Source organism: Pseudomonas berkeleyensis (assembly GCF_014109765.1).
Taxonomy (GTDB): domain Bacteria; phylum Pseudomonadota; class Gammaproteobacteria; order Pseudomonadales; family Pseudomonadaceae; genus Aquipseudomonas; species Aquipseudomonas berkeleyensis.
In genome coordinates, this window is the sequence record NZ_CP059139.1 from 4233486 (window position 1) to 4257902 (window position 24417).

Sequence of the window (24417 nt, forward strand, 5' to 3'; positions counted from 1 at the left end):
ACGTATCCGTGTTCCATAAACAACCAAGGCCCCTTTCGGGGCCTTGGCAGGAGGACAGCTGGCTCAGTGGACTCAGTCCAGAGCAGCCAGGGTCTTCGCAGTGATGTCTTCGACGCTGCCAACACCCGGAATGTGGGTGTACTTCGGCGTACCGGTCTCGGCAGAGAGCTTCTGGTAGAAGTCCACCAGCGGTTTGGTCTGCGAGTGGTAGACGGAAAGACGATGACGCACGGTTTCTTCCTTGTCGTCTTCGCGCTGAACCAGCTCCTCACCGCTGACATCGTCCTGACCGGCGACCTTCGGCGGGTTGTATACGGTGTGGTAGACGCGGCCGGAAGCCGGGTGTACGCGACGGCCGGACAGACGCTTGACGATTTCTTCGTCGTCGACGGCGATTTCCACGACATGGTCGAGGGTCACGCCAGCGTCACGCAGGGCTTCGGCCTGCGGAATGGTGCGCGGGAAACCGTCGAACAGGAAACCGTTGGCACAATCGGCTTGAGCGATGCGCTCCTTGACCAGATTGATGATCAGGTCATCGGAAACCAGGCCACCGGCATCCATCACGCTCTTGGCCTTCAGGCCGAGTTCGGTGCCGGCCTTGACCGCAGCACGCAGCATGTCGCCAGTGGAGATTTGCGGAATACCGAATTTCTCGGTGATGTAGCGAGCCTGGGTACCTTTGCCGGCACCGGGCGCCCCCAGCAGAATCACGCGCATCGATGTGCTCCTCAAGAGTTATGTAGTAATCGGTCGGACTCGCCTCGTGGGGCCAATCTCTTAAGTGTGTACGGCAGCTGTAGCGGCCAAAAGGCTGCTCAAGATACACAGCGCACCCCAGCGGCACAAGCCGCCAAAAGTCGGATAAAAAACCTCCTTCCGGCGACTCGTACGCTGCTTTTGGCAGCGACTGAACCTATACCTGACAACGTGTTCAGCCACCTCAACCGGTGTTGCGCAAACCCGCCGCGATCCCCGCCACGCTGACCAATAGCGCCTGCTCCAGAGGGCTCTCCGGCGCCTGTTCACGCAGCCGGCAGCGGGCCAGAAGCTCGGCCTGCAGCAAATGCAGCGGGTCGAGATAGGTATTACGCACGCTGATCGATTCCAGGGTTTCGACACTGTGCGCAAGCAGCTGTGACTGACCGGTCAATTCCAGCACCGCAGCACATGCCTGCGACAATAGGTCGCGTAACTGCGCACCCAATGGACGCAGCGCCGGTTCGACCAGGCGCTCGTCATAAAGCGCGGCAATGCTGGCGTCAGCCTTGGCCAGCACCATCTCCAGCATGTCGATACGGGTACGGAAGAACGGCCAGCGCTCGCGCATCTGCTTGAGCAGTTCACCGTCGCCATCGGCCAGGGCCTGGCCCAGCGCCTGCTCCCATCCGAGCCAGGCTGGCAGCATCAGCCGCGTCTGCGTCCAGGCGAAGATCCAGGGAATCGCCCGCAGGCTCTCCACGCCGCCCTCGCGCCGCTTGGCCGGCCGGCTGCCCAATGGCAGGCGGCCCAGTTCCTGCTCCGGCGTAGCCTGGCGGAAGTACTCGACGAACTGCGGATGCTCACGCACCACGGCGCGATAGGCCGTCACGCCAGCACTGGCCAGACGGTCCATCATGGCTCGCCAGCTCGGCTCCGGTGCGGGCGGTGGCAGTAGCGTGGCTTCCAGCACGGCGGCCAGGTAGAGATTGAGGTTTTGCTCGGCGATATCCGGCAGGCCAAATTTGAAACGAATCATTTCCCCCTGCTCGGTGGTGCGGAAACGCCCCGCGACCGAACCGGGCGGTTGCGACAGGATCGCCGCGTGTGCCGGACCACCGCCCCGGCCGACGGTGCCACCGCGACCATGGAACAGGAGCAACTCGACCTGATGTTCAGCGCACAGGCGCACCAGTTCTTCCTGGGCGCGGTACTGCGCCCAGGCCGCAGCGGTGGTGCCGGCATCCTTGGCCGAATCCGAATAGCCGATCATCACCTCCTGCGGGCCGTGCAGACGGGCGCAATAGCCTGGCAGACCGAGCAGACGGTCGATGACCGGGCCGGCGTTATCCAGATCAGCCAGGGTTTCGAACAGTGGCACCACGCGCATCGGCCGGCGCAACCCGGCCTCCTTGAGCAGCAGTTGCACCGCCAGTACATCGGAGGCGGCGCCAGCCATGGAGATCACATAGGAACCCAGCGAGGCCGCAGGCGCAGCGGCCACTTCACGGCAGGTGGCGAGCACTTCGGCCGTATCGGCAGAGGGTCGGTAGTCGCTTGGCAGCAACGGTCTGCGGTTATCCAGTTCGCGCTGCAGGAAACTCAAGCGTGCGTCTTCGTCCCAGTCGGCGTAGCGCCCCAGACCAAGATAATCGGTAATTTCCGACAGCGCGGCGGCATGCCGTGCGGCGTCCTGGCGGACATCGAGACGCACCAGGAACAGGCCGAACGTCGCCGCCCGACGCAGGCAGTCGAGCAACGGGCCATCGGCGATCACGCCCATGCCGCACTCGTGCAGCGACTGGTAGCACAGTTGCAGCGGCGCCAGCAGGTCGCGATTGTCCTGCAACACCGCCGCACTGGGAGCCACGGCAGCCGTGAGCGCCTGTTGCGCCCAACTGCGGGTTTCACGCAGACGCTCACGCAGTTGCTTGAGCAGCGCCCGATAGGGTTCGGCACTGTCGCCGACCTGGGCAAGCAGCGCATCGCTGGCCTGCTGCATGGAAAGCTCGGCAGCCAGCTGATCGATGTCGCGCAGGTACAGATCCGCCGCCATCCAGCGCGCCAACAACAACACTTCACGGGTGACCTTGGCGGTGACATTGGGGTTACCGTCACGATCCCCGCCCATCCACGAAGCGAAGCGGATCGGCGCGGCTTCCAGCGGCAAGCGCAACCCAGTGGCGGCGTGCAGACTCTGGTCGGCCTTGCGCAGGAAACGCGGCACCGCTAGCCACAGCGAATGTTCGATGACCGCGAAGCCCCACTTGGCCTCATCCACCGGGCTGGGTCGGCTGCGACGGATCTCCTCGGTATGCCAGGCCTCGGCGATCAACCGCTGCAGCCGTTCGATGATGCGCTCGCGCTCGACCGGCAACAGGTCGCTGTGATCCAGCGCCGTCAGTTGCGCGGCGATGGCATCGTATTTCTGGATCAGGGTGCGCCGCGCCACTTCGGTAGGGTGCGCTGTCAGCACCAGTTGAATATCCAGGCGCCCCAACTGACGCGCCAGCTCATCGCCGCCCTGACCTGCGGCAAGCAGACGTTCGAGCAGTTCGTCGAGCACACGCAACTCGAAAGGTTCGGGCTCATTCGGCCGACGGCGACGTACCCGATGCTGTTGCTCGGCAATATTGGCCAGGTTGAGGAACTGATTGAAGGCGCGCGCCACGGGCAGCAACTCGTCGTCACCAAGATCGCCCAGGGTGCTGCTCAGTTGCTCGGCACCTGCCGCAGAGCCACGCCGACCGGCCTTGGCGCTCTTGCGAATGCGCTCGATCTTGTCGAGGAAGTCGTCGCCCAACTGAGTACTGATGGTTTGCCCAAGCAACTCGCCGAGCAGGTGAACTTCCTCACGTAGACGCGCATCGATTTCCGCCATGTCGCACTCCTTCTGCTAACCAAGGTCAACAGAGTGCACAGCCCTTCCGTTACTTACAAGGCTGGGTCGCCTCTCCCAATGCACATGCAAACAGTGCTGCATTGGGCGCCACCACCTGTTCGTTATTTTGTTCAAAAACCTTCATGAAATGCTCATAAATCCGTTTGGCATAAGCCTTTCCAACGCATGCCAGACGTCACCACGGGCGTGCAGAGCCCATTGAACAAGCTGTTCAATGCAGTGCTGCGAGGCAATTGAACGCATGGAGCGAGCGATAAGTTGACCAACCGGTCATCCCATAAAACATAAGCTCACTGTCTTTTTTTATGAACTATCCAAAAAAAATGCCTGTCCATTCGGTAGGCCATCAAGCAATGCCGGCATCAGCAACCCCTTGGGTAAAACGCCGTCCTGATGCGCCAGATGTCACGGATATCGTCATTCATAGGAGTGTTTCAAATGGAGTTAGCCGCCATGAAGACCCATACCGAAAAAGCCCAGCGCACTCGTCTGCATGGGATCAAGCTGGCTGCACTGGTACTGGGCAGCAGCCTGGTACTCGCGGGCTGCGCCGGTAATCCGCCCAGTGAGCAGTACGCCGTGACGCAGTCTGCCGTGAATTCGGCAATCAGCGCTGGCGGTACCGAGTTTGCCGCCGTGGAAATGAAATCGGCGCAGGACAAGCTCAAGGAGGCCGAACTGGCCATGCATGAGAAGGAGTACGAGAAAGCCCGCCGCCTGGCCGAACAGGCCGAGTGGGATGCTCGTCTCGCCGAGCGCAAGGCCCAGGCCGCCAAAGCCGAACAAGCACTGCAGGACGCCCGCCAGGGTGTGCAGGAACTGCGTGAGGAAGGCATGCGTAGCGCTCAGTGAGCCGCATGCACCCCACCCATTCGCTGACAGATCAAAGGATGAACGCCATGCGTAAACACGTAATGATCCCCGCCCTTCTGGCCCTGAGCGTCGGCCTGGCCGCCTGCTCGCACCAGCCCAATGCCAACCTGGAGTCGGCCCGCAGCAACTTCTCCACGCTGCAGAGCGACCCGCAGGCGAGCAAAGTCGCCGCACTGGAAACCAAGGAAGCCCAGGAATGGCTGAACAAGGCCGACAAGGCCTACATGGAGAAGGAAGACGAGAAGAAGGTCGACCAGCTGGCCTACCTGACCAATCAGCGCGTCGAGGTGGCCAAGCAGACCATCGCCCTGCGTACCGCCGAAGCCGAACTGAAGAACACCTCGGCGCAACGTGCCCAGGCCCTGCTCGATGCGCGTGATGCACAGATTCGCAAGCTGCAGGACAGCCTCAACGCCAAGCAGACCGAGCGCGGCACCCTGGTGACCTTCGGTGACGTACTGTTCGACTTCAACAAGGCCGAACTCAAGAGCAGCGCGCTGCCCAACGTCACGCAACTGGCGCGCTTCCTCCAGGAAAACCCGGAGCGTCAGGTGATCGTAGAGGGCTACACCGACAGCGTCGGCTCGGCCAGCTACAACCAGGGCCTGTCCGAGCGTCGCGCCGAATCCGTACGTCGCGCGCTGATTCGCGCTGGCGTCGAGCCGACGCGTATCGTCGCCCAGGGTTACGGCAAGGAGTATCCGGTTGCGGACAACTCCAGCGACTCCGGTCGTGCGCAGAACCGTCGCGTGGAGGTGACCATCTCCAACGACAACCAGCCGGTCGCACCCCGTTCGGCTAGCGGCGCCTGATAGCGCCAGCGCAATGAAGAAACCCGCCTGATGGCGGGTTTCTTTTTGGTCATGCGCCCTACGTAAGCGTTTTGGCCTTACTGCTCCAGTGCTGGAGTTTCCTGGCCCATGCAGCGCACGGCTTGCTTCTTGTTATCCACCAGCACGCCGGTCAGGCCCTTCTGTTGCAGGTCGAACAGCACCAGCACGCCGTCGATGCACTGCGCCACCTGGTCAGCAGGCTTCAGCGAAACCTTGTAGTCCTCGCCAGGAATGGTCTTGAGCATGGTGAAATCGGACAGCAGCAGCGCATCTTCCGGCTTGGCGAAGTGCACATAACCGTAATACCAGAGCACGCCAACGGTACCGACGATGCTGGCGACACCAGTGAGGATCAGAGGGATGGGATTGCGTTCGGTCATTGCAGATTCTCTGTTGCGGATTCGGTAGCCGGCACCTGGCGTTCGACAAAAGCCTGCGGCGCACTGAAAAACGCCAGCAACGATTGGCGCCAGGCGGGCTCGGCAAAGGTTTGCACGTGCGGCCCACGGGTTGCCTGAAAGGCGCGTGGCGGGCGCGCAGCTTGATACAAACGGCGACCATTGGAAAGCGGCACGATCGTATCGTCAACACTGTGATAGATCATCAGCGGCAAACCCTGGAGCCGATCGATGCTGTTGATTGCACTGTCGGCATCCGGTACCAGCCAGGACAATGGCACCTGCAACGGCCAGGTCAGCCAGGACGTGCTCAGTGCGTAGCGGGCGACATCACGGTAACTCGCCGGTACACCATCCAAGGCCATGCCCTGCAGGGCTGAGCGCCGCTCGGGATGTTCGGCCAGGTAATGCACGGCCAGAGCGCCACCAAGACTCTGCCCCAGCACGAAAAGCGGCGCGCTCTGCACCTGCGGCGCCTGTGCGAGCCAGGCGAAGGCCGCATCGATATCCTGATAGACCTCGGGTAATCGCGGCTTGCCGGCGGACAGGCCATAGCCCCGATAATCCAGCATCAGCACCTGATAGCCCTGCTCCGGCAGCCAGTGAACGCCGCCCAGGTGCCAGGCCAGATTGCCGCCATTGCCGTGCAGGTGCAGTACCGTACCCTTGACCTTCACCCCAGCCTTGGCCGGCAACCACCAGGCGTGCAGACGCGTGCCGTCGGCGGCGCGCAGTTCGATGTCGCGGTATTCCAGCCCGGCACGCTCCGGGGTGATCGGCAACCCTGGCTCGGGGTAAAACAACAAGCCACTGCAACCGACCAGCCACAGGCTGGCCAGCAGCAACGCCAGCGCTCGCAGGCTACTTGCCACCAGCGCGAACCTCTTCGCGCGCCTGTACGGTCGCGGCATAGACGCGCTCGGCCAGGCGCGAGAACGGCAAACTTTGAATCCACACCGTGCCGGTGCCCTTGAGCGTGGTCAGCAGAATGCCTTCGCCACCGAAGAGCATGCTCTTCAGGCCGCCAGCAAGAGCGATGTCGTAATCGATACCACTGCTGAAGGCCACCAGGCAGCCGGTGTCCAGACGCAGGGTTTCGTTGTTCAGCTCCTTGCGAATCACCGTGCCGCCGGCATGCACGAAGGCCAAACCATCACCTTCGAGCTTCTGCAGGATGAACCCTTCACCACCAAAGAACCCCGCGCCCAGACGCTTGGCAAAGCTGATACCAATGCTGGTGCCATGCGCCGCACAGAGAAAGGCATCTTTCTGGCAGATCAACCGGCCGCCTATCTTGGCCAGGTCGATGGGCACCACGGTACCCGGGTAAGGCGCGGCGAAGGCGACCCGCGCCTGGTTCTTGCCGGCATTGCTGAAGTGGGTCATGAACAGCGATTCGCCAGTCAGCATGCGCTTGCCGACGCTCCACAGCTTGCCCAGCAGACCGCTGGACGAGCCATCGCCCATACGCGTTTCGAAACGCACACCCTCGGTCATGTAGTTCATCGCCCCGGCTTCGGCGATCACCGTTTCGCCAGGGTCGAGAACGATCTCCACCGACTGCGCTGAGCTGCCGAGAATTTCGTAGTCGAGTTGATGGCTGGGCACTCGTTGGTCTCCTGGGTTGCTACGGCAGGGTTAGACAAGCTTCGTCGATCAGACTGCACGCTGGCGCCGTGGTGCGCACGGCGCACCCTGCAGTCGCTAGAGGATATTGGCGTAGTCCGCTTCGATCCGATCCAGGCTCAAATGGTTGAGGAAGTTGGAGAAGCACATCCAGGCCGACAGAGCGTTCATATCCTGGAACTGCGGCGGCAGGTACTTGGGCGGCAGCACCAGGCCTTCGTCCACCAGCTTGCGCAGGGTGCGCATATCTTCCAGGGTGGTCTTGCCGCAGAACAGCAGCGGAATCTGCTCCAGCTTGCCCTTGCGCACCGCCAACTGGATGTAGTTGTAGATCAGGATGAAACCCTTGAGATACGACAGATCCTTGGTGAACGGCAGGCCGTTCGGCAACGAACCACGGAACACCCGGCTGGCGTTGCTGTAGCCACCTTCCAGGCCGTAACCCTGCTCGCGGAAGAACTCGAACACCTCGAGGAAATCCGCCCCCTCTTCGGCCATGTGGATGGCGCGGGTACGGTTGGTCAGCTTGCGCAGGCGCGTCGGGTAGGAGGCGAAGGCGATCACTTCCATAAGGATGGCCAGGCCTTCCTGGGTCACCGTCGACGAGGGCGGGCCTTTGGCCAGGAAGGTGCAGATCGGCTGGTTCAAGCCATTGAGCGTGGTGCCGACATGCACCAGCCCCTCATGCACCTCCAGCGCCTTGACGTCACGCTCGTTGAAGCGCGCATCGCTGCGAATCTTGATGTAGTCGGCGCCAGCCGCGGCGTCGGCGAGGATACCGTCGGACTCGAACACGCGAATGGTGTCGTCGCCGAACACGCCGGCCAGGCGCTGTTGCAGGATACTCACCGCATCGGCGGCGCCAAGCACCTTGGGCTCGTCTTCCAGGTCGCCACGGGCGGCGATGTTGTTGAGGTAGTCCGAAAGCATCAGGCCGAGATCGGCGAGGGTCGGATCACCGGCATGGAAAGCGTCGGAGGCGGCGCCGTAGAGCTCTTGGCTGATCAGCCCGAAGTCCTCGGTGCCACGCGCCTCGAGCATGCGGATGACCATGCGGTATTCCTTGCACATGCGTCGCATGATCTGCCCGACCGGATTGAACTGGCCGAGCTGGCGGGTGATGTCGCGCTCGATGTTCTGGAATTCCAGCTTCTTCGCTTGCGCATCGAAGGCCAGCGGCCGGCTCAGGTAGTAGTCGCGATCCACCGCTGGTGGTTGCTTGCCCTTGGCCTTGAGAAAACCGTCGCGGATGCCGTCATCCCACTTCACTGCATCGAGCACGCGGATCGGCGTCTGCGCCTCGACGATACGGTCGCTCAGGGCACGAATGCAGAGCTGGTAATCGTCCAGTTTTTGCTGGCTGTTCATTGCTTTTCCTAGTCGGCACCCCGCTGATAGCGCGCCACTTCGACGAACAGGTCGGCGTTGGCCGGATCGTCGAGGTAAGCGAGTACCTTCTCCAGCGGGCTGGTGATCAAGGCACCATCGGCTTCGGGCATGGAGACGGTCTGGCCTTCCAGCAGGCCCTTTTCCATGTCCTGAAGGATGCGGTCGGTATCGAGGTTGTACACCACCAGTTCGTTGTCCCGGGTCAGCTCGAAACCGGCGATGGCGAAGTTGGCACCGAGGCTCTTGGGCAGCCCAGCCGAGAGATACCAGCGACGACCGTGGTGGGCGACGGTGAAGCCAAACTCCTCGAGGCTGTCGAGGTTGTCCGCACTGCCTTCGTAAATGCGCGCTTCGTACAGGTTGGCACCGGCACGGGTGATTTCCAGAAAGAGCTGATCGCCCCATTCGTCCTGCCGGGTCCATTCGCCCAGCAGCGGGATCGGTGCCGCCTCATTGGCCGGAATCGGATCCTTGAAAGTGACCAGACAGCCACTCAACATCAGGAAGGATAAGGCGACCAGTACGCGCCAGGCTTTCATTTCGCTCTCCTTGTGAAAACCACCAGCCGGTTGGGCATCAAAGCCCGAGAACCAGGTTCATGTAGCGTTTAAGGATGGCCAGCATTCCCTGGCTGTCCAGATTCTCGATGCCGTCGAGCAGGCCCTGATACTCCATCCGCACGATGGTAGCCGTCAACAGCACGGCATCCTGCTCCGGCTGGCGCGAGCCGAGCACTTCGAAGAAGTGCGTCACACCCTGCTGCAGGATCTGGCGATGGGCGCGAACCAGGTCACTCAGGCGTGGATTGAGCAGCGCCTCCTGCTGGAACGCCTGCTCGGCGATCAGGTGCTCGCGGCGCTCGCGCAACTGACGTTGCACGTATTGCACCGCCAGCTCGGCGATTTCATCGGCCAGTTGTCGACGCGCAGCTTCACTGCCATCGAGACGACCGACCATCTCCTGCAGCGCGCCCTGGGTGCTGGCCCAGAAAGCCGCCATCTGCGCGGCGCTGCGTTCGACGAACAAGGCGAAGGTATCGGTGATCAGGTCATCGATATCCTTGAAGTAATAAGTCGTGGCCGACAGCGGTACCTGCGCCTCGGCAGCGACCGCGCGGTGACGTACGGCGCGCACGCCATCGCGCACGATGATGCGCATGGCGGCATCGAGAATCGCCTGGCGGCGTTGCTCGCTACCTTGTCGGCTGGCCTTGCGGCCCTGGTACTGGACACTCTCGGCAACGGCGTTGGCTGCCTCGGTGGCATTCGGGGACGCAGAAACGGAACTCACTATGGGTCGACCCTCTACGTTCTGGTTATGGCACTCAGAGTAATGGTTAACAGGCCGTTGAAACACCATCCACGCCGACACGCCCCACAAAGTGGAACGACAGGTAGCAAAAAGCCGCCCGAAGGCGGCTTTTCGTGAGGCATCAAGCCTGCGGACGCATGTGCGGGAACAGGATGACGTCGCGGATCGACGGCGAGTTGGTCAGCAGCATCACCAGGCGGTCGATACCGATGCCTTCACCGGCGGTGGGCGGCATGCCGTACTCGAGCGCACGAACGAAGTCGGCGTCGTAGTGCATGGCTTCGTCGTCACCGGCGTCCTTCTCCGCCACCTGGGCGAGGAAACGCTCGGCCTGGTCTTCAGCGTCGTTGAGCTCGGAGTAGGCGTTGGCGATCTCGCGGCCACCGATGAACAGCTCGAAGCGGTCGGTGACGCTCGGATTCTGGTCGTTGCGACGCGCCAGCGGCGAGACTTCAAACGGGTACTCGGTGATGAAGTGCGGCTGCTCCAGCTTGCTCTCCACCAGCTCCTCGAAAATCATCACCTGCAGCTTGCCCAGGCCTTCGTGGCCGAGCACCTTGGCGCCGGCCTTCTTGGCGATGGCGCGGGCCTTCTCGACGTCGTTCAGGTCAGCCGCGGTGATGTCCGGGTTGTACTTGAGGATCGAGTCGTACACCGAAAGACGCACGAACGGCTCGCCGAAGTGGAACACCTTGTCACCGTACGGCACGTCGGTGGTGCCCAGCACGGCCAGGGCCAGCTCGCGGAACAGCTCCTCGGTCAGATCCATGTTGTCGCGGTAGTCGGCGTAGGCCTGGTAGAACTCGAGCATGGTGAACTCGGGGTTGTGCCGGGTCGAGACGCCTTCGTTACGGAAGTTGCGATTGATCTCGAATACTTTCTCGAAGCCGCCAACCACCAGGCGCTTGAGGTACAGCTCCGGGGCGATACGCAGGAACATGGCCATGTCCAGCGCATTGTGATGGGTCTCGAACGGCTTGGCCGCCGCGCCACCGGGGATGGTCTGCAGCATCGGGGTTTCCACTTCGAGGAAACCGCGGTCATTGAGGAAACGACGGATGTGGGCGATCACCTGCGAGCGCACGCGGAAGGTGTGGCGGGTTTCCTCGTTGACGATCAGGTCGACGTAGCGCTGGCGGTAGCGCTGCTCGGTGTCGGTCAGGCCGTGGTGTTTGTCAGGCAGCGGACGCAGCGACTTGGTCAGCAGGCGCACGTTGGTCATGTGCACGTACAGGTCGCCCTTGCCGGAACGCGCCAGGGTGCCTTCGGCGGCGATGATGTCGCCCAGATCCCAGGTCTTGATCGCTTCCAGGGTCTCGGCCGGCAGGCCCTTGCGGTCGACGTAGACCTGCAGGCGACCGGAGGTGTCCTGCAGCACCATGAAGGCGCCACGGTTGAGCATGATGCGCCCGGCAATCTTCACCGGGATGGCAGCGGCTTCCAGCTCTTCCTTGCTCTTGCCCTCGTACTGTTTCTGCAGGTCGGCGCACAGGCTGTCGCGGCGGAAATCGTTGGGGAAGGCAATGCCCTGCTCACGGACGGCAGCAAGCTTTTCCTTGCGCTGGGCAATCAGCTTGTTTTCTTCCTGTTGCAGTTCGTTGTGGTCGAGTTGTTGGTCGCTCATGGTCGCTTGTCTGCCTGGCGTATCTTTCAATTGAATTCGTTGTAGGCCATCTGACACCTGCTCGCGAGCCCGTTACAAAGCGTCGCGAGCAGGCTCTCACCTACAGGGTTGGTGCTGCCTTACAGCCCCTGCTTCAAACTGGCTTCGAGGTAACCGTCGAGGTCGCCATCGAGCACTTTCTGGCAATCGCTACGCTCGACGCCGGTACGCAGATCCTTGATGCGCGAGTCGTCGAGCACGTAGGAGCGGATCTGGTGGCCCCAACCGATGTCCGACTTGCTGTCTTCCAGCGCCTGCGAGGCGGCGTTGCGTTTCTGCATCTCCAGCTCGTACAACTTGGCCCGCAGCATCTTCATCGCGGTGTCCTTGTTGGCGTGCTGCGAACGTTCGTTCTGGCAGGCCACCACGGTGTTGGTCGGCACGTGGGTGATACGTACCGCCGAGTCGGTGGTGTTTACGTGCTGACCACCAGCACCGGAGGAGCGGTAGGTGTCGATACGCAGGTCGGCCGGGTTGATCTCGATCTCGACCTTATCGTCGATCTCGGGCGAGACGAACACCGCCGAGAACGAGGTATGACGACGGGCGCCGGAGTCGAACGGGCTCTTGCGCACCAGGCGGTGCACGCCGATCTCGGTGCGCAGCCAACCGAAGGCGTACTCGCCCTTGATGTGCACAGTGGCGCCCTTGATGCCGGCGACTTCACCCTCGGACAGCTCGACGATCTCGGCATTGAAGCCGCGCTTGTCAGCCCAGCGCAGGTACATGCGCAGCAGAATGTTGGCCCAATCCTGGGCCTCGGTGCCGCCGGAACCGGCCTGGATGTCCAGGTAGCAGTTGTTCGGATCCATCTCGTGGCTGAACATGCGGCGGAACTCGAGCTTCTCGAGAATCTCGCGCAGGCGCTCGACTTCGGCGGCGACGTCGTTCACCGCGCCTTCGTCGTTCTCTTCGGCGGCCATTTCCAGCAGATCCTTGGAATCGGCCAGGCTGCCAGTGAGGTCATCGATGGTTTCGACGATCTGCGCCAGCATGGCGCGCTCACGGCCCAGGGCCTGGGCGTACTCGGGCTTGTTCCAGACGCTGGCGTCTTCCAGCTCGCGGTTTACTTCGACCAGACGATCATGCTTCTGATCGTAGTCAAAGATACCCCCGAATGGTCTGGGTGCGTTCGGAGAGATCCTTGATGCTGTTGAGGATCGGATTGATTTCCATGGTAGGCGGCTCTCGCGGGCAAATCGGACGGAAAGCCGACGATTATACCCGAGCCTGAACAGGCTGGCAGCACACTCTTGACACGTGATCACGGCTCAATGGATCAACGGCGATCTATACTGGTCACAAAGCCAATAACAACGCCCTTTCTCGGATCCCCAGCATGCCCCCATCGCATAGCCTGCGTAGCCATATCGCCCTTTTCATCGCCCTGTTGGTCGGTGCACTCACCTGGCTGCTGGGCACCTTGATCGGCCAGCACACCAGCCAGCAGATCCGCGAGGACATAGGCCGAAACATGGCCGAGGTGTCCTATGCGATGGTCGACCGCCTGGATCGCGACATGGCTTCGCGCTCGGCAGTGCTGCGCGTGCTCGGCAACCTGCAAACACTGCGGCAACCGGAGGATCCGGCCGAGATACGGCGCCTGCTCGACAGCCTGCAGAAGGAAATTCCCAGCATCGCCTGGATCGGCTTCACCGACCCAGCAGGCCAGGTGCTGGCCTCCAGCAATGGCGTGCTGGAAGGCGCCAGCATTGCCCAGCGCCCGGTCTACCTGAAGGGGCGTGAGGATCTGTTCATCGGCGACGTGCACGAGGCCGTACTGCTGGCCAAGCTGCTGCCCAACCCCAGCGGTGAGGCGATGAAGTTCGTCGACATCAGCCTGCCGGTAACGGCGAACGATGGCAGCCTGGCCGGCGTACTGGCCTGCCACCTGTCGTGGGGCTGGGCCAATGAGGTCGCTCAATCGATTCTCGCCCCGATCCAGGATCGACGCATGATCGAGTTCTTCGTGATCGGGCGGGATAACAGCATTCTGCTGGGCCCTCGCGAGATGATCGGGCAGTCCCTGCGCCTGCCGGCACTCGACGGCCTGAAACCGGGCGAAAGCCGTTGGGCGGTGGAGCAATGGCCGGATGGCAACGAATACCTTACCGGTCTGACCCTGAGCCAGGGCTACAAGGACTATCCCGGCCTGGGCTGGACTGTCGTCGCGCGCCAGTCACTGGACTTGGCCTACGCCCCCGCGCAAAGCCTGCTGCTCACCATCCTGCTCTGGGGCTGCGGCCTGGCCTTGATCTTCGCCATGCTCGGCTGGGTGATCAGCGGCTACTTCACCCGCCCCCTGCAGGAAATCGCCACCGCCGCGGATCGCCTCAGCGCAGGCGAGATCAACGAAATTCCCGAGCTGCGCGGCAGCCGTGAAGTTCACCAACTGAGTCAGTCGATCCGGCATCTAGTAGAAAGCCTGACCCTGCAACAGACGGCGCTTGGCGTCATGGAGAGCCTCGCCCATCACGACGCCCTGACCGGGTTGCCCAACCGCATGGCGCTGGAGAAATTCCTGCCCCAGGCCCAACAGCGCAGCCACCTGCAACATGGCTGTCTGGCCCTGCTCTATCTCGATCTCGATGGTTTCAAACCGATCAACGATATCCACGGTCATGCCGCTGGCGATCACTTGCTACGGGAGATCGCCCAGCGCCTGCGCAGTTGCCTGCGCGATGGCGACATGGTCGCGCGCCTGGGCGGTGACGAGTTCCTCATGGTGCTGCAAGTACCAGGGCAGGACGCGCAACAGCACGCGCGCCAGGTGGCTGAGCGGGCCATCGCCACGCTCGGCCAGCCAGTGCTGCTGGAGGTAGGAGCAGTTGCCATCGGCTGCAGCATAGGCGGTGCGCTCTGGCCGGTGGATCACAATGAGCTGGACGAGGTGCTGCAGTTGGCCGACCAGGCGCTGTATCGCGCCAAGCAAGACGGACGTAACCGGGCGCTCTTCCAGAGCGAACTCGAAAAACACCTCAGCTGACCAGGGCCTCGCGCACCGCGGGCGCCGGCACCTGGCGCCGTGCGTCTTCGGTGATCATCTGCGCAGCTTTCTCCGCGATCATCAGCACCGGCGAGCAAGTGTTGCCTGAGGTGATGCTCGGCATGATCGAGGCATCGACCACACGCAGCCCGGCGATGCCATGCACGCGCAGACGCGCGTCGACCACAGCCTCGCGCCCCTGTCCCATCGCGCAGGTGCCCACCGGATGGAAGATGGTGGTACCGATTTCACCGGCGGCCCGCTGCAGGTCTTCTTCGCTACGGTATTCCGGCCCCGGCTTGTATTCCTCGGGCCGATAGCCCGCCAGAGCAGGCGCAGCGACGATGCGCCGGGTCAGCCGAATCGCGTCGGCCGCCACCTGCAGGTCGCGTGAATCGCTCAGGTAGTTCGGCATGATCGATGGCGCGACGCTGGCATCCATCGACGTGATCGTGACACGCCCGCGGCTGTATGGGCGCAGGTTGCAAACCGAGGCAGTGAATGCCGGGAAATCGTGCAGGGGTTCACCAAAACGCTCCAGCGACAGTGGCTGCACGTGGTACTGCAGGTTGGCGCGCAACTGCTCGGGGCTCGACCTGGCGAAAGCGCCGAGCTGACTGGGCGCCATGGCCAGCGGCCCGCTGCGATTGAACAGGTACTCCAAGCCCATGCCCAACTTGCCCCACGCGCTGGCGGCGATGCGATTGAGGGTTTTCACCCCGCTGACCCGGTAGATCAGGCGTAGTTGCAGGTGATCCTGCAGGTTCTCGCCAACGCCGGGCAGCTCGTGCTTCACGCCAAGGCCCAGGCGTTCGAGCACGGGTCGAGGGCCGATGCCGGAGCGCTGCAGCAGCACCGGCGAACCAATGGCACCGGCACACAGGATGATCTCGCGGCGAGCGCTGACCCGCAGCGCCCGCCCCTGCCAGCGCAGGTGCAGCGCATTGGCGCGGCCACCATCCAGTTCCAGACGCTCGGCCTCCGCACCGGTCAACACGTGCAGATTGGGGCGCTGGCGAATGCCGCGCAGAAATGCCTTGGAGGCGTTCCAGCGTACCCCGCGCTTCTGGTTGACCTGAAAGTAGCTGCAGCCTTCGTTATCGCCGCCGTTGAAGTCGTCGATGCTGGTGATGCCAGTCTGCGCTGCAGCCTGGCGAAAGGCTTCGAGAATGTCCCAGGACAACCGCTGGCGCTCGACCCGCCATTCACCCGTGCCGCCATGCAGCTCGCTGCCGCCGGCAAAATGATTCTCCGAGCGTTTGAACAGCGTCAGCACGTCGCGCCAGGCCCAGCCCGGATTGCCAGCCGCCGCCCAGCCATCGTAGTCAGCCGCCTGGCCACGCATGTAGATCATGCCGTTGATCGAAGAGCTGCCACCCAGCACACGTCCGCGCGGATATTTCAGCGAACGGCCGTGCAGGCCAGGGTCGCTCTCGGTGCTGTAGCACCAGTCCGTACGCGGATTACCGATGCAATAGAGGTAGCCAACCGGAATGTGGATCCACGGATAGTTATCGCGCCCGCCGGCCTCGATCAACAATACGCTGACGCCAGGATCGGCGGAGAGCCGGTTGGCCAGCAGGCAACCGGCCGGGCCGGCGCCGACGATCAGGTAGTCGTAACATTCCAGGGGCGGCTGCGCCATGAGCATCCTCGCAAGAGCAACGAATCGAAACCCTGAGACTAGCCGCCGAACAAGCCGCGCAGAATGATCTTTTGGTCTGATGCAACGGATGAATGCTCGCCCATCGACGGACGACACCTATGGTTAAGCAACTGCGCTCTGCGCTTTACTTGCCACGATTCCCGCCCGAGCCATTGCGATGCCACCAGCTTCACCGAGCAACACGCACAAGCCACTTCCCGCCGCTCAGCCACAGAACGGCTGGCTGCGCTGGCTACCCGGCCTGCTGATGCTCAGGCAGTACCAGCTGGCCTGGCTGCCCAAGGACATCGCCGCCGGCCTGGTGCTGACCACCATGCTGGTGCCGGTGGGAATCGCTTATGCCGAAGCGTCCGGCGTGCCCGGTATCTATGGCCTGTACGCGACCATCGTGCCTCTGCTGGCCTACGCGCTGTTCGGCCCGAGCCGCATCCTCGTACTCGGCCCGGACTCGGCGCTGGCAGCGCTGATTCTCGCCGTGGTGCTGCCGCTTTCCGGCGGCGACCCAATGCGCGCGGTGACCCTGGCCAGCATGATGGCGGTGGTTGCCGGGCTGACCTGCATAATCGCCGGTTTTCTGCGCCTGGGCTTCATTACCGAACTGCTGTCCAAGCCGATTCGCTACGGCTATATGAACGGTATCGCCCTGAGCGTACTGATCAGCCAGACCCCCAAGCTGTTCGGCTTTTCCATCGACAGCCAGGGCCCGCTCAGCGATATCCGTGCAATCGGCGCCGCACTGCTGGATGGCCAGGCCAACCTCTACAGCCTGGCAGTCGGCGCTGGCACGCTGACCTTGATCCTGTTGCTGAAACGCTTCAAACAGCTTCCCGGCATCCTTATCGCAGTGACGCTGGCGACGCTCGCGGTCGCTCTGCTGGATCTCGATGCTCACGGCGTTCAGGTTCTCGGTGAGCTGCCACAAGGTCTGCCGAGCTTCGTCCTGCCCTGGCTCAGCGGTGTCGATATCGCCAGTGTGGTGATTGGCGGCATCGCCATCGCCGTGGTCGCATTCGCCGATACCAGCGTACTGTCACGCACCTATGCGGCTCGCACCGGGCATCAGGTCGATCCCAATCAGGAGCTGGTCGGCCTCGGCGCCGCCAACCTGATTGGCGGCCTGTTTCAGGGTTTCCCCATCAGCAGCAGCTCATCACGTACCCCCGTCGCCGAGGCCGCAGGGGCCAAGACTCAGATCGCCGGCGTGGTCGGTGCCCTGGGCGTCGCCCTGCTGCTGGTCGTGGCGCCCAATCTGATGCAGTACCTGCCCACCAGCGCACTTGCCGCAGTGGTGATCGCTGCTGTCATTGGTCTGTTCGTCATTACCGATCTGCAGCGCATCTTCCGCGTGCAGCAATGGGAGTTCTGGCTATCGATGGCCTGCTTCGTCGGCGTGGTGACCTTCGGCGTCATTCCCGGCATCGGCATTGCCTTGGTGCTGGCAGTGATCGAGTTTCTCTGGGATGCCTGGCGGCCGTACTACGCCATTCTCGGCAAGGTCGATGGCATCCGTGGCTTCCATGATATCGAGCGCTATCCCGAAGCCCAGCAAATACCGGGCCTGCTGCTGTTTCGCTGGGACGCGCCACTGTTCTTCGCCAACGCCGAACTGTTCCAGCAATGCCTGCTGCAGGCGATCGCGCAATCTCCCACCGCCGTACGCCGTGTGGTGGTCGCAGCCGAACCGGTAACCAGTATCGACGTGACGTCCGCCGACATGCTCGGTGAACTGGAAAAGATGCTGGAAGATGCCGGCATCGAGCTGCATTTTGCCGAGGTAAAGGGCCCGATGATGGACAAGCTACGACGCTTTGGTCTGCTGAACGAGAGGCAGGAGCGCCATCATCAGCCTACGGTAAGCGCCGCTGTCGACGCCTACCTGAACGATCATGGCGGGGACGCGATGCCAGACAAGGCCTGGCATGCGGATTGAAATGCGAAGGGGCGGTCAGACGCCGGCTGGCAGTGACCGCACCTGAGCTTCCAGTTCGGACTTGAGTGCGGGAGGGAGCTGCAACTGACGCGCCAGCTCTTCGAGGTAGGCACGCTCCATGAAGTGCTCCTCGTCGACCATCAGCACGCTGGCCAGGTACATCTCGGCGGCCATTTCCGGAGTGGTAGCGGCGCGCGCGACCTCGGCCGGATCGAGCGGCTTGTTCAACTCGGTGTGCAGCCATTGCTTCAGCTCGGCATCATTGGCCAGCTTGCCCAGCTCTTCCTCGATCAACTGACGCTCACGCTCATCGACATGACCGTCGGCCTTGGCCGCGGCCACCAGTGCCTTGAGAATCGCGTGACTGTGCTGCTCGACCTGCGGCGCCGGCAAACGATCCAGTGTCTGCGGCTCGACCGGTTGCGCCTGACCTTGCTGGGCCTGTTGCGCCTGCCAGTTGCCGTAGGCCTTGTAGGCCATCACGCCGAGCGCGGCCAGACCACCATAAATGGCCACCTTGCCACCGACCTTGCGCACACGCTTGTTGCCCAGCAGCATGGCCAACGCGGCACCGCCACCGGCGCCCTTGAGCATCGCCCCCAGATCGCTACCACCAGCCTTGCCTGCACCACCGCCGAGCAAACCGCCCAGCGCCCCACCCAGCCCAGAAGAGGCGCCGCCAGCGCCCTTCTGTTGCAGCAAGTCCTGCCCGGATTTGAGCAGTTGATCGAGCAAGCCACGTGTGTTCATGAAGGAATTCCTCTTGCGCAAATGCGGCCGATTCTATGCCTGCCCTTATAGAGCGTCGGTAAGCAGATCAATTCCAGATGTTGCCTATATTTCCCTTCAACACGGCCAAGCTTTCGATGAAAAAGAACGAGGAAGAACACATTCGATAAACCATAATGGGCAAAACTGTCAGAACCTCTCAATGCCATGATGACCCTGCGCCAGATTCGCCATTTCATCGCCGTTGCCGAGACAGGCTCGATATCTGCGGCGGCTCAAGCTGTATTCATTTCCCAGTCGACACTGACCCAGGCGATTCAGCAACTGGAGGAAGAAATCAGCGTTACCCTGTTCAACCGCCATGCCAAGGGGATGAGCCTCACTCACCAGGGCCACCAGTTCCTGCGGCAGGCCCACCTGATTCTCGCCACGGTGGAAAACGCCAAGCGCAGCCTGCAGCAAAGCACATCCCAGGTTAAAGGCCAGCTCACCATCGGCGTGACGAGCCTGGTCGCAGGCTACTACCTGGCCGACCTGATCACGCGATTTCAACACGCCTACCCCAATGTGCAGACGCGCGTTATCGAGGACGAGCGACCCTACATCGAGCATCTGCTGGTCGCCGGGGAGATTGATGTCGGTGTCCTGATCCTCTCCAACCTCGAAGATCGCCATGCCTTGCAGACCGAAGTGCTGACGCACTCTCCGCACCGCCTTTGGCTACCACCGCGTCACCCACTACTGGATCGAGACAGCATCACCCTGGCCGATGTAGCCAGCGAACCACTGATCCAGCTCAACGCCGATGAAATGGGCCTGCACACCCAGCGTATCTGGCATCGCGCCTGTCTCACTCCTCGCGTCAGCCTGCGCACCGCATCGGTGGAGGCCGTACGTAGCCTGGTTGCGGCAGGGCTCGGCCTGTCCATTCAACCTGACATGACCTACCGCCCCTGGTCACTGGAGGGCGACATCATCGAGGCCCGCCCGCTGGCGGATCTGAACGAGCCACTTGAGGTCGGGCTGGCCTGGCGCAGGGGGACGGCACGACCGGTACTGGTCGATCCATTCCTGACGCTGGCACGGGCACAGCCGACAAATCGCAAGGTTTCGATTTAATCGAACGCTACTTTCAATATTTAGAATTTGTGAAGCCAACTGTCGGACTCTAGTCTCGCTTCCGTGAATACAGGCGCTCCGACACACGAGGAGACGTCATGCAGAACGACACGAGAAAAAGAAGAAGTCCGAGAATGTCCGCGAGCCTCCCGCCCCTGCACAGCGCTCAGCTGATCGATGGCCAACTGGTCAGCGGTGAGGGCTTCGTCGAGCCGATCATCAACCCGGCCACTGGCGACGTTCTGATCAACATTGCCGAAGCCTCGCTGGAGCAACTGGAACAGGCCGTGCTGGCTGCCAACAGTGCTTTTCCTGCCTGGTCACGCACCACGCCAGCCCAGCGTTCCGGCCTTCTCCTGGCGATTGCCGAGGCAATCGAAAGTAACGCCGAACTGCTCGCCCGTCTGGAATCACTCAACTGTGGCAAGCCCCTGCATCTGGCACGCCGGGACGACATTCCGGCCACCGCTGATGTCTTTCGCTTTTTCGCAGGCGCCGTGCGCTGCCAACAGGGCCAGCTCGCCGGCGAATACATTCCCGGCCATACCAGCATGGTCAGGCGTGACCCGGTCGGCGTGATCGCTTCCATAGCACCATGGAACTACCCCCTGATGATGGCCGCCTGGAAAATCGCCCCCGCTCTCGCGGCTGGCAATACCCTGGTATTCAAACCATCCGAACACACTCCGCTGTCCATTCTCGCGCTGGCGCCGGTACTGGCGCAGATTCTTCCGCCAGGCGTGCTGAACATCGTTTGCGGCAGTGGTGAGGGCGTCGGTAGCCAGTTGGTCGGCCACCCGAAGGTGCGCATGGTGTCACTGACCGGCGACATCATCACCGGGCAGAAGATTCTCCAGAGCGCATCACGCACGCTCAAGCGCACTCACCTGGAACTGGGCGGCAAGGCGCCCGTCATCGTCTGCGATGACGCCGACCTCGATGCCGTGGTTGAAGGCATCCGTACCCATGGTTTCTACAATGCCGGGCAGGACTGCACCTCGGCTTGCCGCATCTATGCCGAGAAAGGCATCCATGACCGCCTGACCGCTGCACTGGGCGATGCGATAGGCAACATCCGTTTCGCCCGCAAGAAGGACAGCGACAACGAGATGGGGCCACTGATCAGCACCCGCCAACGCGACCGGGTGGCCAGTTTCGTCGAACGCGCTCTTGGCTTGCCGCATATCGAGCGGGTCACCGGCGCCGCCATGCACTCCGGCCCCGGCTTCTACTACCAGCCGACGCTGCTCGCGGGTTGCCGCCAGCAGGACGAAATCGTCCAGCGCGAAGTGTTCGGTCCGGTCGTGACCATCACCCGCGTGGAAGACCCGCGCCAGGCTCTGGAATGGGCCAACGACTCCGAATACGCCCTGGCCAGCTCGGTCTGGACGCAGGATCTGGACAAGGCCTTCCAGCTGGCCAATCGCCTGCAGTACGGCTGCACCTGGATCAACACCCATTTCATGCTGGCCAGCGAAATGCCTCATGGCGGACTCAAGCGCTCCGGCTATGGCAAGGATCTGTCCAGCGACTCCCTGCAGGATTACAGCGTGGTGCGCCACATCATGGCCCGCCACAAACCACTCTGAGGCTCAAGGATCGGCCCACAAAACAACCATAACGAGGTCAGCCGACTTAGCCGGCCACTGACATACCTGCCACCAACAAAAATCGTCAGCGCATCTGCGAGCAAGAGGTATCCATCATGCAGTTCCAGTTTCTGTTACCCACCCGAATAGTCATGGAGCCCGGCCTGCGCGCACGCACCGGCGAGCATTTGGCCGAGCTTGGCCTGCGCCATGTTCTGCTGATCACCGACCCCGGGGTCAAACGGGCCGGTCTGCTGGAAACCATCTACCAGAGCCTGGATGCGGCCGGCATTCGCTATGCAGAAGTTGCCGACGTCAAGCCCAACCCCCGTGCCGAGGATGTCAACCGGGTCGCCGAGCAGTTCCGCGGTCAGGGCATCGACGGCCTGCTGGCAGTCGGCGGCGGCAGCGCCATGGATGCCGCCAAGGCCATCGCAGTGCTGCTCACCCATCCAGGCAAGGTCGAAGACTATGAGGGCGCGTTCCAACTGCAAGGCCCTGCCCTACCTGTAGTGGCCATTCCGACCACTGCCGGAACCGGTAGCGAAGTCACCTTCTTCTCGGTCATCACCGATACTAAACGCCAGTTCAAGATGAGCCTGCTGGATTACCGCATCGGCCCGGTGCTGGCACTGCTCGACTCGGACATCACCACCACCCTGCCACCGGCCATCGCAGCTGCCACCGGCATGGACGCCCTGACTCATGCCATCGAAGCCTATACCGGCAAGCCGGCGAACCCCATCAGTGATGGGCTGGCTCTGCATGCCATCCGCCTGATCGCACGCTATCTCAAGCCCGCCGTGCAGGAGCCGGACAATCTAGAAGCCCGCGAGCAGATGCTGATCGCCAGCCTGATCGCCGGCATGGCGTTCGGTAACGCTGACATCGCCAGCGTGCACTGCATTTCCGAGGCGATCGGCGGCATGTACGACACGCCACATGGTGTCGGCAACGCCATCTTCCTGCCGTTCGTGTTTGCCCATAACCGCGATGCCGATCTGCGCCGCCATGCCGATGTCGCCTACGCCCTTGGCATCGATCCGACGCTGGCTCCAGCAGCCGCCGCCGAGGCTGCAGTGGAACACCTGTTCGCCATGAGCCGTGAGCTGAAGATCCCTCGCTTCAAGGAAGTCGCCGGCGTACGTGAAGAGGACTTCCTGGCCATCGCCGAGAAATCCAAGAGCAATATTTCCGACAGCAGCAACGCCAAGCCCATGAGCGTCGAGAGCTACCTGGCGATCATCCACCAGGCTTACCAATACTGAATCGAGGCACGGACATGACATCCACTTCATTGAACAGAACCCTCGGTTTCTGGCGGGCCTTCGCCACCTGCACCGGGCTTGTCGTTGCCGGCACCACCATGGTGTCCCTCGGCTACAGCATGGGCCTGGTCGGCCCGGCCTTCATGGTCAGCGCGCTGATCGCGATGTTCGTCAGCATCCTGGTTTCCTTCTCTTACGCCGAGCTGTCATCGTTCATGCCCGGCGCCGGCATGATCGGTGACTACACATTGATTGCCATGGGCCCATTCATGGCCATCGTCAGTGTGCTGGGTGGCTACATCGTGCTGGTCTCCGCGGCCGGCGCGATGGAGTCGATCACGGCCGGGCTGGCGGTGCAGAGCCTGTTCCCATCGATCAGTGCAACCATCGTTGCCATCACCATGCTGGTGCTGTTCCTGGTGGTCAACCTGGTTGGCGTTGGTGTATTCGGCTCGGTTCAAGTGCTGATCACCGGCTCGATGATCATTGGTACCTCGATCATGGGTCTGCTCGGTCTGCTGAGTATCGGCACCGTGGGCGAAATCCAGAGCGTGCCCTTCAACCCGAAAGGCTGGGAGGTGGTATTCCAATCTCTGGCCCTGGGCATCTGGCTATTCGTCGGCATAGAGTATGTCGCGCCCATGGCCGAGGAAGTGGTCGAGCCCGAGAAGACCATCCCCAAAGCCATGATTTTCGGCCTGCTGACCATCTTCGTGGCGGACATGCTGTTTGGTCAGGCGATTGCCCATTACGTGCCGCTGAATATTCTCGAAAGCTCCACCGCACCACAGGTTGAAGGTGCCCGGGCGATGTTCGGCCATATCGGCGCGGTCTTCATCGTGCTGATCACGGTGCTGGCCAGCGCCAGCTCGGTCAGCTCCCACCTCGCGGCCGTTCCGCGCATGCTCTACGGTCTGGCTCGCGAAGGTCTGCTGCCCAAGGCCTTCACCTATGTACACCCACAGTTCCGTACGCCCTGGGTCGGCATCATCGCGGTGTTCGCACTGCTGTGCATTCCCTTCCTGCTGAGCATCGACATGGATCTGATCGCCACCCTGATCCTGGCGTCCTGCGTAACCTGGCTGCTGTCCTACGTGATCGCCCAGATCAACGTGATCATCCTGCGTCGCCGCTACCCCAACATCAAACGGCCATTCCGTACCCCGCTGTTCCCAATCCCTCAGCTCATCGGGATCGCAGCCTGCCTGTACATGATTCTGACCATCCACCCCGAGACGGAAATGAAGTTGCGCATCTATGCGATCTCCGGCGGCTTCATGCTGTTGATCGTGACCTATGCCATCTGCTGGCTGCGTTACAAGCGCATTCCACTGTTCCGCCCGGTTCCTCTGGAGCAGCTCTATGGGCTGAGCACAACGGAAGTCGATCAAGCACGCACCACCCCGTCTTCGGCAAAAGCGCTGGAACACGTCTGA

General features: G+C 62.2%; 20 protein-coding genes. 8 read left to right on the forward strand and 12 right to left on the reverse strand.

From position 1 onward, the window contains the following. Positions 1–72 precede the first annotated feature (72 nt). Positions 73–720, reverse strand: a complete 648-nt coding sequence (gene adk, locus HS968_RS19620) for an adenylate kinase (RefSeq protein ID WP_106736811.1) — start codon at positions 718–720, stop codon at positions 73–75. A gap of 223 nt (positions 721–943) precedes the next feature. Further along, positions 944–3580, reverse strand: coding sequence for a phosphoenolpyruvate carboxylase (gene ppc, locus HS968_RS19625; protein ID WP_182368310.1), 2637 nt, complete (start codon positions 3578–3580; stop codon positions 944–946). 459 nt (positions 3581–4039) lie between these two features. Here ppc and HS968_RS19630 point away from each other — a divergent pair, with 459 nt between their 5' ends. Continuing rightward, complete coding sequence (locus tag HS968_RS19630) at positions 4040–4453, forward strand: DUF4398 domain-containing protein (RefSeq protein WP_179622345.1); 414 nt, start codon at positions 4040–4042, stop codon at positions 4451–4453. 47 nt (positions 4454–4500) lie between these two features. Continuing rightward, positions 4501–5286: an OmpA family protein gene (locus tag HS968_RS19635; RefSeq protein ID WP_119693267.1), complete on the forward strand. Its 786-nt coding sequence runs from the start codon at positions 4501–4503 to the stop codon at positions 5284–5286. 77 nt (positions 5287–5363) lie between these two features. Here HS968_RS19635 and HS968_RS19640 read toward each other — a convergent pair whose 3' ends face one another. From HS968_RS19640 to prfB, 8 genes are all read right to left on the reverse strand, one after another. Next, complete coding sequence (locus HS968_RS19640; RefSeq protein ID WP_017362792.1) at positions 5364–5687, reverse strand: hypothetical protein; 324 nt, start codon at positions 5685–5687, stop codon at positions 5364–5366. Next, positions 5684–6577 (reverse strand): alpha/beta hydrolase, encoded by an 894-nt coding sequence (locus HS968_RS19645; protein ID WP_238338864.1) that lies wholly within the window; start codon positions 6575–6577, stop codon positions 5684–5686. The genes HS968_RS19640 and HS968_RS19645 overlap by 4 nt, the downstream gene beginning before the upstream one ends. After that, positions 6567–7313: a TIGR00266 family protein gene (locus tag HS968_RS19650; RefSeq protein WP_119693269.1), complete on the reverse strand. Its 747-nt coding sequence runs from the start codon at positions 7311–7313 to the stop codon at positions 6567–6569. The genes HS968_RS19645 and HS968_RS19650 overlap by 11 nt, the downstream gene beginning before the upstream one ends. Positions 7314–7409: 96 nt before the next feature. Then, positions 7410–8699, reverse strand: coding sequence for a flavohemoglobin expression-modulating QEGLA motif protein (locus HS968_RS19655; protein ID WP_119693270.1), 1290 nt, complete (start codon positions 8697–8699; stop codon positions 7410–7412). An 8-nt stretch (positions 8700–8707) separates the two neighbouring features. Then, positions 8708–9259 carry a hypothetical protein gene (locus HS968_RS19660; protein WP_182368312.1) on the reverse strand — a complete coding sequence of 184 codons (552 nt, stop codon included), beginning with the start codon at positions 9257–9259 and terminating at the stop codon, positions 8708–8710. Between the two features lie 37 nt (positions 9260–9296). Next, on the reverse strand, positions 9297–10010 hold the full coding sequence (locus HS968_RS19665; protein ID WP_119693272.1) for a TetR/AcrR family transcriptional regulator: 714 nt from the start codon (positions 10008–10010) through the stop codon (positions 9297–9299). A 142-nt stretch (positions 10011–10152) separates the two neighbouring features. Continuing rightward, the gene (gene lysS, locus HS968_RS19670; RefSeq protein ID WP_179622349.1) at positions 10153–11655 is read right to left on the reverse strand and encodes a lysine--tRNA ligase; all 1503 of its coding nucleotides are present in this window, start codon (positions 11653–11655) and stop codon (positions 10153–10155) included. 119 nt (positions 11656–11774) lie between these two features. Beyond that, a protein-coding gene (gene prfB, locus HS968_RS19675; RefSeq protein ID WP_179622350.1) for a peptide chain release factor 2 occupies positions 11775–12870 on the reverse strand; the annotation gives its coding sequence in 2 pieces (ribosomal slippage) (positions 11775–12797 and positions 12799–12870; 1095 coding nt in all). A gap of 163 nt (positions 12871–13033) precedes the next feature. On the opposite strand from prfB, the gene HS968_RS19680 reads away from it, so the two are divergent. Next, positions 13034–14680: a sensor domain-containing diguanylate cyclase gene (locus HS968_RS19680; RefSeq protein WP_182368313.1), complete on the forward strand. Its 1647-nt coding sequence runs from the start codon at positions 13034–13036 to the stop codon at positions 14678–14680. On the opposite strand, the gene HS968_RS19685 is transcribed toward HS968_RS19680, so the two are convergent. After that, positions 14673–16325, reverse strand: coding sequence for a GMC family oxidoreductase (locus tag HS968_RS19685; protein WP_182368315.1), 1653 nt, complete (start codon positions 16323–16325; stop codon positions 14673–14675). The genes HS968_RS19680 and HS968_RS19685 overlap by 8 nt on opposite strands. A gap of 178 nt (positions 16326–16503) precedes the next feature. On the opposite strand from HS968_RS19685, the gene HS968_RS19690 reads away from it, so the two are divergent. Further along, complete coding sequence (locus tag HS968_RS19690) at positions 16504–18276, forward strand: SulP family inorganic anion transporter (RefSeq protein ID WP_182368317.1); 1773 nt, start codon at positions 16504–16506, stop codon at positions 18274–18276. 15 nt (positions 18277–18291) lie between these two features. On the opposite strand, the gene HS968_RS19695 is transcribed toward HS968_RS19690, so the two are convergent. Then, positions 18292–19026, reverse strand: a complete 735-nt coding sequence (locus HS968_RS19695) for a tellurite resistance TerB family protein (protein ID WP_182368319.1) — start codon at positions 19024–19026, stop codon at positions 18292–18294. Between the two features lie 186 nt (positions 19027–19212). Between HS968_RS19695 and HS968_RS19700 the strand changes: the two genes are divergently transcribed. The 4 genes from HS968_RS19700 to HS968_RS19715 all read left to right on the forward strand — a co-directional run bounded on the left by HS968_RS19700 (position 19213) and on the right by HS968_RS19715 (position 24417). Further along, positions 19213–20124 (forward strand): LysR family transcriptional regulator, encoded by a 912-nt coding sequence (locus HS968_RS19700; protein ID WP_119693279.1) that lies wholly within the window; start codon positions 19213–19215, stop codon positions 20122–20124. Positions 20125–20258: 134 nt separating this feature from the next. Continuing rightward, on the forward strand, positions 20259–21713 hold the full coding sequence (locus HS968_RS19705) for a gamma-aminobutyraldehyde dehydrogenase (RefSeq protein ID WP_182368321.1): 1455 nt from the start codon (positions 20259–20261) through the stop codon (positions 21711–21713). 116 nt (positions 21714–21829) lie between these two features. Next, entirely contained in the window at positions 21830–22981 is a 1152-nt protein-coding gene (locus HS968_RS19710; RefSeq protein WP_179622356.1) for an iron-containing alcohol dehydrogenase, read from the forward strand. Between the two features lie 14 nt (positions 22982–22995). After that, positions 22996–24417: an APC family permease gene (locus HS968_RS19715; RefSeq protein ID WP_182368324.1), complete on the forward strand. Its 1422-nt coding sequence runs from the start codon at positions 22996–22998 to the stop codon at positions 24415–24417.

Coding starts and splice junctions, on each gene's coding strand:
- adk (WP_106736811.1), bottom strand. CDS start 720: ATGCGCGTGATTCTGCTGGGGGCGCCCGGTGCCGGCAAAGGTACCCAG.
- ppc (WP_182368310.1), bottom strand. CDS start 3,580: ATGGCGGAAATCGATGCGCGTCTACGTGAGGAAGTTCACCTGCTCGGC.
- HS968_RS19630 (WP_179622345.1), top strand. CDS start 4,040: ATGGAGTTAGCCGCCATGAAGACCCATACCGAAAAAGCCCAGCGCACT.
- HS968_RS19635 (WP_119693267.1), top strand. CDS start 4,501: ATGCGTAAACACGTAATGATCCCCGCCCTTCTGGCCCTGAGCGTCGGC.
- HS968_RS19640 (WP_017362792.1), bottom strand. CDS start 5,687: ATGACCGAACGCAATCCCATCCCTCTGATCCTCACTGGTGTCGCCAGC.
- HS968_RS19655 (WP_119693270.1), bottom strand. CDS start 8,699: ATGAACAGCCAGCAAAAACTGGACGATTACCAGCTCTGCATTCGTGCC.
- HS968_RS19660 (WP_182368312.1), bottom strand. CDS start 9,259: ATGAAAGCCTGGCGCGTACTGGTCGCCTTATCCTTCCTGATGTTGAGT.
- lysS (WP_179622349.1), bottom strand. CDS start 11,655: ATGAGCGACCAACAACTCGACCACAACGAACTGCAACAGGAAGAAAAC.
- HS968_RS19680 (WP_182368313.1), top strand. CDS start 13,034: ATGCCCCCATCGCATAGCCTGCGTAGCCATATCGCCCTTTTCATCGCC.
- HS968_RS19685 (WP_182368315.1), bottom strand. CDS start 16,325: ATGGCGCAGCCGCCCCTGGAATGTTACGACTACCTGATCGTCGGCGCC.
- HS968_RS19690 (WP_182368317.1), top strand. CDS start 16,504: ATGCCACCAGCTTCACCGAGCAACACGCACAAGCCACTTCCCGCCGCT.
- HS968_RS19695 (WP_182368319.1), bottom strand. CDS start 19,026: ATGAACACACGTGGCTTGCTCGATCAACTGCTCAAATCCGGGCAGGAC.
- HS968_RS19700 (WP_119693279.1), top strand. CDS start 19,213: ATGATGACCCTGCGCCAGATTCGCCATTTCATCGCCGTTGCCGAGACA.
- HS968_RS19705 (WP_182368321.1), top strand. CDS start 20,259: ATGTCCGCGAGCCTCCCGCCCCTGCACAGCGCTCAGCTGATCGATGGC.
- HS968_RS19710 (WP_179622356.1), top strand. CDS start 21,830: ATGCAGTTCCAGTTTCTGTTACCCACCCGAATAGTCATGGAGCCCGGC.
- HS968_RS19715 (WP_182368324.1), top strand. CDS start 22,996: ATGACATCCACTTCATTGAACAGAACCCTCGGTTTCTGGCGGGCCTTC.